This is a genomic window from Prevotella communis (assembly GCF_022024175.1).
Taxonomy (GTDB): Bacteria; Bacteroidota; Bacteroidia; order Bacteroidales; family Bacteroidaceae; genus Prevotella; species Prevotella communis.
On sequence record NZ_CP091794.1, the window covers coordinates 1,693,713 to 1,706,200 of the forward strand.

Here is a 12,488-nt window from a genome sequence, read left to right on the forward strand (position 1 = left end):
ATCAACTAAAGATAATTGTTTTGTTCTTATAGGTAAGCACCTTGCGCTGGATATGCTTGGACACGGCCCTTGACAGCACTATCTTTTCCAGATCCTTTCCCTTGAGCACCAGACTCTCAGGTGTATCCTTATGGGTGATACGTGTCACGTCCTGTTCAATGATAGGACCGGCATCCAGTTCCGCAGTAACATAATGGCTGGTGGCACCGATAATCTTCACGCCACGCTCCCATGCCTGATGATAGGGCTTTGCACCTACGAAGGCAGGCAAGAACGAGTGGTGGATATTAATAATATGATGTGGATAAGCGGCAATCATCGCATCGCTGATAATCTGCATGTAACGAGCCAGTACGATGAAGGTTATTCCATTCTCCTTGAGCAGCTTCATCTCCGCCTCCTCGACCTCAGCCTTGTTGGAGTGGTCTTTCTTGATTGACCACACATAATATGGAATGCCAAACTGGTCGGCTACATAGCGCAAGTCCTCATGATTACTGATAATGCAGGGAATGTCGCATGCAAACTCTCCAGCTTTCCATCGTGCCAGCAAGTCGTACAGGCAATGGCTCATCTTCGAGACGAAAATTGCCATGCGGGGACGTTGGTCACTAAAATACAAACTGAATTCAATCTGATAGCGTTGCTTGTAGAGCGTCTCAATATATTCCTTGATTTTCTCACGTGGAATCAGGAAGGAATCAAGTTCCCACTGAACACGCATAAAGAACATTCCGTCTTGATGATCTACATACTGGTCTAAGTCAACAATGTTACCTTTGTTGTCTGTAATGAATTTTGTGACTTCTGATATAATACCCTGTTGGTCTGGGCAGTGCAGAAGTAAAATTGCGGTTGGTTTCATTTCTGTCTTAAAAAATCTCTTTTTCAATGTGCAAAGATACAAAAAAATATCTTTTTTTGCAGAGATTTGCGGACTTTTTTAATATTTCTCGCAAAAAGTTATCCGAGATATGAAAAAAAATTGTATATTTGCAGAAAATTTAAGTGACATTCGCTTAATCCAACTTATGAAGGATGCCGTTATGACGAAGTACAACATTATTGAAAAACAAGAAAGAGAGGCCGCTTATCGCAGTTTGGTAAGCCCTGCATTGATGGATGATCTTAAAGAAAAAATCCTCAATGTGATTGTGATGCAGAAGAAGTACAAGGACAAGAATTATTCTGCCAAGCACTTGGCAATTGACCTTGGAACAAACACGCGTTACATTTCGGCCGTGGTGAACGTACGTTTTCACATGAATTACACATCATTTGTTAACAAGTATCGTATTGAAGAGGCTATGTCCATCCTTGTCGACAAGCGCTACCAACACCTGCGCATCGAGGAGGTAAGTGATATGGTAGGCTTTGCAAACAGACAGTCGTTCTATGCATCGTTCTACAAGATCACTGGCATTACACCTAAAGAGTACAAGGTGCAGCATCTTGCCTCGGCTGCAGCCGCTATGGTGAAAAAGAAAAGCAAATGACATTAGCACCATTTAATTTTAGTGACGAGCGTTTCGCTGACTTGCAGATGTTACGATACCGGCTTAACGGTTTCGAGAAATTAACACTCAATCAGAAACGTCTCGTCTACTTCCTCGTGAAAGCAACTCTGTATGGCAGAGACATCACGTTTGACCAGTTCGGAAAACACAACTTACGTATTCGCAAGACACTGGAGGTGATATATAGCGACCTTCGCATTCCCAGGGACAATGATGATTTCCGTGCATTGCAGGTATATCTGAAACGTGTCTGGTTCTCGAATGGTATCTATCACCATTATGGTTGTGAGAAATTCAAGCCAGGCTTCAGTGCCGATTACCTGAAGACGTGTATGAATATTGTTGATGCCCAGCGTCTGCCGTTAAGGGAAGGCCAGAGTGTCAACGATTTCTTTGAGGAGATAGCCCCAGTCATATTCGACGAAAAAGTGTTAACAAAGCGCGTCAATAAAGTTGACGGTGAGGATCTGGTGGCTACTTCCGCGTGCAACTTCTACCAGGACGTCACCCAGGAAGAAGCCGAGAAATACTATGCTTCACTCAAGCAGTCCGACAACCCCGAACCTCCTTCCTATGGCCTTAACACGACCCTGGTGAAGGAAAATGGTGTTATAAAAGAAGAGATTTGGTCTGCCAACGGGAAATACGCGAACGCCATCCGGCATATCGTCTACTGGCTGACGAAAGCTGCTGAAGTTGCAGAAAACGAAGACCAGAAGGAAACCATCGAACTACTGATAAAATACTATCAGACTGGCGATTTGAAAGTCTTTGACGAGTATTCCATCAAATGGCTGCAGACCACCGGTACTAAGATTGACTTCATCAATGGCTTCATCGAAGTCTATGGCGACCCCTTAGGACTGAAAGGTTCCTGGGAGGGACTTGTGGAATATATCGACGAGGAGGCTACCTCGCGCACGCGTACTATTAGTAATAATGCGCAATGGTTCGAGGACCATTCGCCCGTAGATCCCCGTTTCAAGAAGAAGGTGGTGAAAGGCGTATCGGCCAATGTTATCTGTGCTGCGATGCTGGGTGGCGATGAATATCCATCTACAGCTATAGGTATCAACCTGCCCAACGCTGACTGGATCCGGGCTAACTATGGCTCAAAGAGTATCACTATCAGCAACATCACTGAAGCCTATAGCAAGGCAGCTCATGGGAATGGTTTCCGTGAGGAATTTGTCAAGGACCCTCAGACACTTGAGCTCATTGACAAATACGATGACGTGTGCGACAATCTGCATACCGACCTGCATGAGTGTCTGGGTCACGGAAGTGGTCAGCTATTACCTGGTACCGACCCTGATGCCTTGAAGGCTTACGGCAACACAATAGAGGAGGCGAGGGCCGACCTGTTTGGTCTCTACTACATGGCAGATGAGAAGTTAGTCGAGTTAGGTTTACTACCTAATAATGAGGCATATAAAGCACATTACTTCACGTATATGTTAAATGGTCTGCTTACCCAGTTGGTACGCATTCAGCCAGGCCAGCAGATCGAGGAGGCCCACATGCGTAACCGTGCCCTGATAGCCAGATGGTGCCTGGCTCATGCCAAACATATGAGACTCACTCGCGAGAAGGGTTTCTATGAGTTGGTCATTGACGACTACGAGGAGTTGAGAGGACTCATCGCCCAGTTGCTTGCCGAGATACAGCGCATCAAGAGCGAGGGCGACTTTGACGCTGCCCGCCAGCTGGTTGAGGACTATGCCGTACGGATTGACCAGGACATGCACCAGGAAGTGCTGGAGCGTTACAAGAAACTGAACCTTGCTCCTTACAAGGGATTCATTAACCCCTGGCTCTTGCCGGTGCTTGACGAAAATGGTGAAATAGCAGACATTCAGGTAAACTATTCGGAATCATACGATCATCAGATGATGCGTTATAGCACAGAGTATGGTACATTAATATGAGTACACAGGAACAGATCAAGGAAATCAAGCAGTCGTTCCGTCAGATGATGGATGGCTCTATCGCACAGTCCATGCGTGACAAAGGTGTCAACTACCATCTGAACTGGGGAGCCACCTTGCCGCGCCTGAAAGAGAAGGCTGACGAGATAGGCAAGGATTACGACCTGGCCATTGCCCTGTGGAAGGAGAATGTCAGGGAATGCAAGATCCTGGCCACCATGATCATGCCGGCAGAACAGATGTTGCCTGAAGTGGTGGACATCTGGATGGAGCAGACCGACAGTCTTGAAATTGCCGAACAGGCAGCCTTCAACCTGTATCAGCACCTGCCCTTTGCCGCCGACAAAGCCTTTCTGTGGCTGGCCTCGCCCGACGATATTCCGCAGATATGCGGCTACCACATCCTGTCGCGCCTGTTTATGAACAAGCAAGAGCCCAACGAGCGGGGCATCAATGAGTTCATAGATCAGGCACTCGTGGCCCTCCAATCCCCCTCTGTTCCTGTAAGGAAAGCAGCGATGCAAGCACTTATCCGATTCTCGGAACTAGGACTGATGTATCAGCGTTTGGCACATTCGGCAATAAGCAGTATCGGTTTAGATTTTATTTAGAAAAAAATGGCAAAACACCTTTGCCATTTTCTTTTTTTTTCATACCTTTGCAACACCATTTGAATTAAAAACATAACTTTAAATATAAAATAAACAACTATGTCACAAATTACAGGACGCATTTCCCAGATTATTGGTCCCGTTATTGACGTGTATTTTGACACGAAGGGACTGGATGCCGAGAAAGTGCTGCCAAAAATTCATGAAGCTCTTCGTATTGACCGTGGCAATGGACAGAAACTTATCGTAGAGGTGCAGCAGCACATCGGTGAGGATACTGTCCGTTGTGTAGCTATGGACAATACTGACGGTTTGCAGCGTGGATTGGAGGCCGTTCCAATGGGCTCACCAATCCTGATGCCCTCAGGTGAACAAATCAAGGGCCGTATGCTTAATGTGATAGGCAGTCCTATCGACGGCATGAAAGACCTTGATATGACAGGAGCTTATCCTATTCACCGCGAAGCACCAACCTTCGAGGAGTTGTCAACCAAGAAAGAGATTCTTTCTACCGGTATCAAGGTCATCGACCTGCTGGAGCCTTACATGAAGGGTGGTAAGATTGGACTTTTCGGTGGTGCCGGTGTAGGTAAGACCGTGCTTATCATGGAGCTTATCAACAATATCGCCAAGGGTCACAACGGATTCTCTGTATTCGCCGGAGTAGGAGAGCGTACTCGTGAAGGTAACGACCTGATCCGCGAGATGATTGAGTCAGGCGTTATCCGCTATGGCGAGAAGTTCAAGGAAGCTATGGCCGAAGGTAAGTGGGACCTCTCGCTGGTTGATCCGGAGGAGATGAAGAAGAGTCAGGCTACCCTTGTCTATGGTCAGATGAACGAGCCCCCTGGTGCACGTGCCTCTGTAGCCCTCTCAGGTCTTACCGTTGCCGAAGGATTCCGTGATGCAGGCGGCAAGGACGGTGGTGCAGCCGATATCCTGTTCTTTATCGACAATATCTTCCGTTTCACCCAGGCCGGTTCTGAGGTATCAGCCCTGCTGGGACGTATGCCGTCAGCCGTAGGTTATCAGCCCACGCTGGCATCAGAGATGGGTGCCATGCAGGAACGCATCACTTCTACGAAGAAGGGCTCTATCACCTCTGTACAGGCCGTTTATGTGCCTGCCGACGACTTGACCGACCCTGCTCCTGCTACCACCTTTACCCACCTGGATGCTACCACGGTGCTCGACCGTAAGATTGCCGAGTTGGGTATCTATCCTGCTGTGGATCCTCTGGGCAGTACCTCTCGTATCCTTGACCCGCTGATTGTCGGCAAGGCTCACTACGAGTGTGCCCAGCGCGTGAAGGAGATTCTGCAGCGCTACAAGGAGTTGCAGGATATCATTGCCATTCTGGGTATGGACGAACTCTCTGACGAGGATAAGCTGACCGTGAACCGTGCACGTCGTGTACAGCGTTTCCTCAGTCAGCCATTCTCTGTGGCCGAGCAGTTTACCGGTCTGCCAGGCGTGATGGTGCCCATCGAGGATACCATCAAGGGCTTCAACGCCATCCTCGACGGTGAGGTTGACGACCTGCCCGAGCAGGCATTCCTCAACGTGGGTACTATCGACGATGCAAAGGCTAAGGCCCAGAAACTGCTTGAGGCAGCGAAGGGCTAATCTTAATTTAGAATTAAGAATTTAGAATTAAGATTTATGCTGAGACTGAAAATTGTATCGCCCGAGAGAATCGAATTCGAAGGAGAAGTGACGAGTGTCAAGGTACCGGGTATGGCTGGTAACTTTGAGATACTTACTGACCACGCACCCATTATCTCATCACTCGAAACAGGAGTGGCTGAATATACGGAGGCATCTGGCCAGAAGACCACGCTGAACATCCTTGGTGGATTCGTTGAGGTTCAGAAAAACGAAGTAAGTTTGTGTGTAGAGATTAACAAGTAAGCAGCTATGACTAAGCAAGATATCAGCAAACTGAGCATCCTGTATCTGGTGCAGGGCATTGTCCTGACCATCATTGCCACGATAGGCACACTCCTGGTGGAGCAATTCACCAGTGTGGGCGACCTGCGCGTGCCAGTGATGTTCGGCTGTGGGTTCTCGCTGGCCATTGTGCTTGCAGAAGGAAATATCTGGCGACTTGTGGCCACGAACCATCCAGACAGTCTGACGACATTCTTCACAGCCCTTTCAGGTTTCAGGATGTTGCTGGCACTGGCCACGATGTTTGTCTATTATCTCATTGCAGGACGCGAGGCCATGCTGCCATTCTTCCTGGTATTCATGGTGTTCTACGTGCTGCTGCTCATTCATCATTCAGTCTTCTTCGCGAAAGTCTCTAACCGTTCGTGATAATACATTAATAATAATGAAACATTTCAAGTCTATAATACTCCTGTTGGTGGCATTCCTGCTTGTCCCTGTCCAGCACATCCATGCTGAAGAGGCAGAAAGCAAGGAACTGGACATCCCTGAGATTGTGCTGGAGCACCTGGCCGATGCCTATGAGTGGCATATCGCCTCGTACGAAGGCAAGCATCTCAGTGTGCCCCTGCCCATCATCGTCAGGAGCGAGAATACAGGCGAGTGGCATTTCTGCACAGCCCACACCCTGCCAGAGCCCTTTTTCTTCAGTGAAGAGCATCATGGCAAGATCTATGAGCGTGTAGGAGGCGAAGAGGTGCGCCCCATAGACCTGAGCATCACCAAGACCGTTGCCCAGATATGGATTGTAGTCATCGTGCTCATCACCATCTTCCTGTCGTGTGCCCGCTGGTATAAGCGCCACGATGCCCATAGCGAAGCGCCCAAGGGATTTGTGGGAGCCATAGAGATGGTGGTGATGATGATCCATGACGATCTGATTAAGTCGTCCATCGGCGAGAAGCACTACAAGCCCTATGCGCCCTATCTGCTCACCGTGTTCTTCTTTATCCTGACCACCAACCTGATTGGCCTGATTCCCATCTTCCCTGCAGGTGCCAACGTGACTGGTAATATCAACATCACGTTCTTCCTGGCATTCTGCACGATGCTGGCTATCAATATCTTTGCCAACAAAGAGTACTGGAAGGAAATCTTCTGGCCAGAGGTGCCTCTGTTCCTGAAGGCCTATCCCGCGCCCATCATGCCCGTCATCGAGCTCTTTGGTGTCATCACCAAGCCCTTTGCCCTGATGATTCGTCTTTTTGCCAACATGATGGCCGGTCACGCCGTGATCCTCTCTTTCACCTGCGTGATATTCCTGGGTTGGTCCATGGGCGTAGGCTATGGTATCGGTCTGAACACGTTCAGTATCATCATGCTGCTCTTCATGAACTGCCTGGAGCTGCTGGTAGCCTTTGTTCAGGCTTATGTCTTCACGATGCTCAGTGCCGTGTTTATCGGACTGGCCCATAAGGAGCATCACGCTGAGTAAATCATTCAACGAGAAACAATTAAAGATAAAATTAAGTAATAACAATTAAAACATTAACGACTATGATTATTTCTATTTTGGCCGCTGAAGGTCTGGCACAGCTGGGCTGCGGTATTGGTGCTGGTATTGCAACAATTGGTGCAGGTTTGGGTATTGGTAAGATCGGTGGTAGCGCTATGGACGCTATTGCACGTCAGCCCGAGGCAACAGGTAAGATTCAGACCAACATGATTCTGACCTCAGCATTCGTGGAGGGTTGTGCTCTGTTTGCTATTGCTGCTTGTGCATTCCTTATCAAATAAAAAAATAACGATCGCTAATGGATTTCACTAAATTGCCATCAATCCTGACGCCCGATCTCGGACTCTTGTTCTGGATGCTCATCGCGTTCCTGGTGGTCTTCTTTGTGCTCGCAAAGTACGGCTTTCCCGCTATCATCAATATGGTAGACGAGCGTAAGCGGTATATCGACGAGAGTCTGCAGAAGGCACACGAGGCATCAGAGCGCCTTGAGAATATCAAGCAAGAAGGTGAAGCCATTCTTCAGGAAGCACGCGAAAAGCAGGCCCAGATGCTGAAGGAGGCTGCTGAGACACGCGATGCCATTGTAGAGAAAGCCCAGGAAAAGGCCCGTGAGGAGAGTGCCCGTTTGCTCAATGACGCCAAGGTTGAGATTGAGCAGCAGAAGCAGGCCGCTATAGCCGATATCCGCGAGCAAGTAGCTACATTAAGTGTAGAAATCGCCGAGAAGGTTCTGAAGCAGAACCTGAAGGACGATAAGTCGCAGATGGATCTCATCGACCGTATGCTGGATGATGTATCTTCTAATAAATAATAAGGTGTAAACGTATGGATATAGGAGTAATATCGGTTAGATATGCGCGTGCGCTCTTGAAGAGTGCCACCGATGCGAAGCAGGAAAGCGTGGTCTATCAGGAGATGATGCTCTTGGCAAAGAGTTTCATTGACGTGCCCGCCCTTCGCCACACGATAGACAACCCGATGCTCGCCAAGGAGAAGAAGCAGATGTTGCTCGAGACCGCCGTTGGTGGCAGTGAGTCGTCGGCTCTCTCTAAAGCTTTCATAGCCCTGGTGCTCAAGGAAGGTCGCGAGAACATGATTCAGTTCATGGCCAATTCTTACGTCACGCTCTATCGTCAGCAGAAGAATATCATCCTTGGAAAACTGACCACCGCTACCCGTGTGTCGGCTGCCACCGAGCAGAAGATGCGCCAGATGGTGGAAGCTAAGACTCATGGCACAGTGGAGTTTGAGACGCAGGTTAATCCTGACATTATCGGAGGTTTCGTGCTTGAATACGACACCTTCCGCATGGATGCCAGTGTGAAGTCGCGCCTTAACGCCATTCTACAAACACTAAAGAAATAAAAGAAAGAAAACAATGTCAGATAAAATTAAACCAAGCGAAGTCTCTCAGGTGCTGCTCGAACAGTTGAACGGCCTCTCAAACAGTGCCCAGTTCGACGAGGTGGGTACTGTGCTTCAGGTCTCTGACGGTGTGGCTCGTATCTATGGTCTGCGCAATGCCGAGGCCAACGAGCTGCTGGAGTTCGAGAACGGCACGATGGCCATCGTGATGAACCTCGAGGAAGACAACGTGGGTTGTGTGCTTCTGGGCGCCACGTCGGGCATCAAGGAGGGTATGGTCGTGAAGCGTACCAAGCGCATTGCCTCTATCCGCGTGAACGACAATATGCTGGGCCGCGTCATCAACCCACTGGGTCAGGCCATCGACGGCAAGGGCGAGATCGACCTGAAAGACTCGTTCGAGATGCCCCTGGACCGTAAGGCACCAGGCGTTATCTATCGTCAGCCCGTGAAGGAGCCCCTGCAGACAGGTTTGAAGGCCGTTGACTCGATGATTCCTATCGGTCGTGGCCAGCGTGAGTTGATTATTGGTGACCGTCAGACGGGTAAGACCGCCATTGCCGTGGATACCATCATCAACCAGAAGAGCTTCTACGAGGCAGGCAAACCCGTATATTGTATCTATGTGGCTATCGGTCAGAAAGCCTCTACAGTGGCTGCCCTGGTGCAGACCCTGAAGGAGCACGGTGCCATGCCTTATACCATCATCGTGGCCGCTACAGCTGCCGATCCCGCTGCTATGCAGTACTACGCACCCTTCGCCGGTGCCGCTATCGGTGAGTATTTCCGCGACCGTGGTCTGCCCGCACTGGTGGTCTACGACGACCTGTCAAAGCAGGCCGTGGCCTATCGTGAGGTATCGCTGATCCTGCGCCGTCCCTCTGGTCGTGAGGCCTATCCTGGCGACGTGTTCTACCTGCACTCCCGTTTGCTGGAGCGTGCAGCCAAGATGAACGAGCAGCAGGAGGTTGCCGAGCAGATGAACGACCTGCCCGAGTGTATGAAGGGCCATGTGAAGGGTGGTGGTTCGCTCACCGCTCTGCCTATCATTGAGACCCAGGCTGGCGACGTGTCGGCATATATCCCCACCAACGTGATTTCAATCACCGATGGTCAGATATTCCTGGAGTCCGACCTCTTCAATCAGGGCTTCCGTCCTGCCATCAACGTAGGTATCTCTGTATCCCGTGTGGGTGGTTCGGCACAGATCAAGTCTATGAAGAAAGTGGCTGGTACACTGAAGATTGACCAGGCTCAGTATCGCGAGCTCGAGGCCTTCTCTAAGTTCTCCAGCGATATGGATGCCGTGACGGCGATGACCCTCGACCGTGGTCGTAAGAACAATCAGTTGCTCATTCAGCCTCAGTACAGTCCTATGCCCGTAGGCGAGCAGGTGGCCATCCTTTATTGCGGTGTGCACGGCCTGATGCGCCAGGTGCCCATCGACAAGGTACGCCAGTGTCAGGACCAGTTCCTCGACAAACTGCGTTCTGCTCATCCCGAGGTTATCGAGACGCTGGCCAGCGGCAAGATTGACAACGAGACAACCGACACCATCGAGGCTGTGATGGCTGATATCGCAGGAACCTTTAAATAAGGTAAGAGTGAATAGTGATAAGTGAATAATTTGCTACCGCTATGCCAAGTTTAAAAGAAATCAAAGGACGAATCTCCTCTGTCAACTCAACACGCAAGATTACCAGTGCGATGAAGATGGTTGCTTCATCGAAGCTGCATCATGCGCAGGTAGCTATCCAGAATATGCTGCCCTACGAGACGATGCTGGAGCATATCCTGAAGTCGTTCCTGGCAGCCGAGGCAGGTGCTCAGACCATCTATGACCAGGAGCGCCCCGTGAAGCGTGTGGCGCTTGTGGTCTTCAGCAGCAACTCGTCGCTGTGCGGTGCTTTCAATGGCAATATCATCAAGGTGATGATGAAGGCTGTGAATGCACTCTCAGAAGAACTGGGCAAGGAGAATGTGGAGGTTTACCCCATTGGCCGTAAGGTGGCCGAGAAGGCCCGCAAGCTGGGTTACAACGTGAAGTGCGACCTGGCCGACCTTGTAGACCATCCCAACGTGAAGCAGTGTATCGACCTGGCCATGGAGCTGGGCGATCGCTTTGCCAAGGGCGAGATCGACAAGGTAGAGCTGATCTATCACCACTTCAAGAGTGCCGGTTCGCAGATTCTGACGCATAAGACGTTTCTGCCCATCGACCTGGAGTCTGAACTGAATGCCGACCACGAGCGCGACCTGACGTCGAACGTGGTGACCAAGCAGGCGCAGGACTATCTGAAGAAGAAGGGTCGCAAGAAGGAGGTGAAGGAGAACGAGGTGGCACCGCTGAATGATAACTTCATCGTGGAGCCCGATATGCACACCGTGCTGTCGCAGCTCATCCCCAAGATGGGTCATCTGATGCTCTATACCGCCTTGCTCGACAACGTTGCCTCTGAGCATGCCGCCCGTATGGTGGCCATGCAGACGGCTACGGATAATGCCGACGAACTGCTACGCCAGTTGAACCTGCAGTACAACAAGAGTCGTCAGCAGGCTATCACCAGCGAGTTGCTCGATATAGTAGGAGGTTCCGTGAACAACTAAGAATAAATGCCCCCTGTAACTGTCATCGCTGTAAGCGTCAGCAGTTTCAGCGCATAAACATCAAGCAAGCCCAGTCGCCATCGTGCTGCTGGGTTTGTTTTTTCAGTCCCAGTGAGGCCGCTTTCTCTTCCAGCATGGGGATATCCTGCTCGTAGAATCCGCTGAGCAGAAGGATAGAGTGGGGTGCCATCTTCCCTACGAAGGCTTCCATATCGTTCAGCAGGATATTACGGTTGATATTGGCCAGGACGACGTCAAACTTTCCACTTACCTCTTTTAATATAGAGGCATCGCCAAGGAGCGACGTAAACTGACCATCCACCATGTTGATCACCGCATTATGACGCGCATTGTCGGCACTCCATTCATCGATGTCGTAGCCCACAGCCTCGCGTGCACCCAGTTTCAAGGCCGCGATACCCAGGATGCCCGTACCCGTGCCGCAATCCAGCACGCGCTTGTCCGTTAGGTCCAGCCCCATCAGCTGACCTACCATCATACGGGTGGTCTCGTGAGTACCTGTGCCGAAAGCCAGGTGGGCGTCAATCTCGATGGAGATTTGAGGTTTGAGGTTTGAGGTTTGAGGTTTAAGGTTTGAGATTTGAGGCAGATGGCGTCCGTCGTGAATCACGAGGGTGTCGTTGACCACTATCGGCTCAAAGCCCTGCTGCTCCCATTGTTCGTTCCAGTCCTTGTCCTCGGCCTCGCTCACCGTATACGCGACGGTGCACGAGGGTAGGGGGAAGTCGGCTATCAGTGCCCTCAGCAACGCCTCGTCAAACAGTCCCTGCTGCACGTAGCCCTTGACGCCTTCGTCCGTATCCTCAAACGTCTCGAAACCTGCCTCTCCAGCCAGTGCCGAGAGGATATCGCGTGCGTCCTGCATCAGTTCGGCAGGCGCCTCAATGGTGAAATTCACTTCGTAGTACTTCATAGCCTTGTTAAATTTACCTGCAAAATTAATAAAAATAGGGAAAATCCTATCACGTTTTAGGGTTTTTCCCTATCTTTGCATGAAAATAAGATGTATTTTTGCATCGTGAAAGAATAA

The 12,488-nt window shown here is 50.1% G+C and carries 14 protein-coding genes; 12 read left to right on the forward strand and 2 right to left on the reverse strand.

Features of this window, described 5'->3' with window-relative positions:
- Window position 1: 1 nt before the first annotated feature.
- Window positions 2-865 carry a formyltetrahydrofolate deformylase gene (gene purU, locus L6466_RS06910; protein WP_091818654.1) on the reverse strand — a complete coding sequence of 288 codons (864 nt, stop codon included), beginning with the start codon at window positions 863-865 and terminating at the stop codon, window positions 2-4.
- Window positions 866-1,046: 181 nt separating this feature from the next.
- Here purU and L6466_RS06915 point away from each other — a divergent pair, with 181 nt between their 5' ends.
- From L6466_RS06915 to L6466_RS06970, 12 genes are all read left to right on the forward strand, one after another.
- Window positions 1,047-1,496, forward strand: coding sequence for a helix-turn-helix domain-containing protein (locus L6466_RS06915; RefSeq protein ID WP_091818708.1), 450 nt, complete (start codon window positions 1,047-1,049; stop codon window positions 1,494-1,496).
- A complete protein-coding gene (locus L6466_RS06920; RefSeq protein ID WP_237803382.1) occupies window positions 1,493-3,445 on the forward strand; it encodes a dipeptidyl peptidase 3 in 1,953 nt (650 codons plus the stop codon). The genes L6466_RS06915 and L6466_RS06920 overlap by 4 nt, the downstream gene beginning before the upstream one ends.
- Window positions 3,442-4,056, forward strand: coding sequence for a DNA alkylation repair protein (locus L6466_RS06925; protein WP_237792800.1), 615 nt, complete (start codon window positions 3,442-3,444; stop codon window positions 4,054-4,056). The genes L6466_RS06920 and L6466_RS06925 overlap by 4 nt, the downstream gene beginning before the upstream one ends.
- Before the next feature lie 99 nt (window positions 4,057-4,155).
- Complete coding sequence (atpD, locus tag L6466_RS06930; protein ID WP_091818657.1) at window positions 4,156-5,682, forward strand: F0F1 ATP synthase subunit beta; 1,527 nt, start codon at window positions 4,156-4,158, stop codon at window positions 5,680-5,682.
- A gap of 36 nt (window positions 5,683-5,718) precedes the next feature.
- Window positions 5,719-5,967 carry an ATP synthase F1 subunit epsilon gene (atpC, locus tag L6466_RS06935; RefSeq protein WP_091818658.1) on the forward strand — a complete coding sequence of 83 codons (249 nt, stop codon included), beginning with the start codon at window positions 5,719-5,721 and terminating at the stop codon, window positions 5,965-5,967.
- Window positions 5,968-5,973: 6 nt separating this feature from the next.
- The gene (locus L6466_RS06940) at window positions 5,974-6,375 is read left to right on the forward strand and encodes a hypothetical protein (RefSeq protein WP_091818659.1); all 402 of its coding nucleotides are present in this window, start codon (window positions 5,974-5,976) and stop codon (window positions 6,373-6,375) included.
- 16 nt (window positions 6,376-6,391) lie between these two features.
- On the forward strand, window positions 6,392-7,441 hold the full coding sequence (atpB, locus tag L6466_RS06945; protein ID WP_091818660.1) for a F0F1 ATP synthase subunit A: 1,050 nt from the start codon (window positions 6,392-6,394) through the stop codon (window positions 7,439-7,441).
- Between the two features lie 62 nt (window positions 7,442-7,503).
- On the forward strand, window positions 7,504-7,743 hold the full coding sequence (gene atpE / locus L6466_RS06950; RefSeq protein ID WP_091818661.1) for an ATP synthase F0 subunit C: 240 nt from the start codon (window positions 7,504-7,506) through the stop codon (window positions 7,741-7,743).
- Between the two features lie 17 nt (window positions 7,744-7,760).
- Window positions 7,761-8,276, forward strand: a complete 516-nt coding sequence (atpF, locus tag L6466_RS06955) for a F0F1 ATP synthase subunit B (RefSeq protein WP_091818662.1) — start codon at window positions 7,761-7,763, stop codon at window positions 8,274-8,276.
- Between the two features lie 14 nt (window positions 8,277-8,290).
- The gene (locus L6466_RS06960; protein WP_091818663.1) at window positions 8,291-8,830 is read left to right on the forward strand and encodes a F0F1 ATP synthase subunit delta; all 540 of its coding nucleotides are present in this window, start codon (window positions 8,291-8,293) and stop codon (window positions 8,828-8,830) included.
- Between the two features lie 13 nt (window positions 8,831-8,843).
- A complete protein-coding gene (gene atpA, locus L6466_RS06965; RefSeq protein ID WP_237803381.1) occupies window positions 8,844-10,427 on the forward strand; it encodes a F0F1 ATP synthase subunit alpha in 1,584 nt (527 codons plus the stop codon).
- Window positions 10,428-10,468: 41 nt separating this feature from the next.
- Window positions 10,469-11,437 (forward strand): F0F1 ATP synthase subunit gamma, encoded by a 969-nt coding sequence (locus L6466_RS06970; protein WP_237803380.1) that lies wholly within the window; start codon window positions 10,469-10,471, stop codon window positions 11,435-11,437.
- A gap of 46 nt (window positions 11,438-11,483) precedes the next feature.
- On the opposite strand, the gene prmA is transcribed toward L6466_RS06970, so the two are convergent.
- Entirely contained in the window at window positions 11,484-12,371 is an 888-nt protein-coding gene (gene prmA, locus L6466_RS06975; protein ID WP_237803379.1) for a 50S ribosomal protein L11 methyltransferase, read from the reverse strand.
- Between the last annotated feature and the right edge of the window lie 117 nt (window positions 12,372-12,488).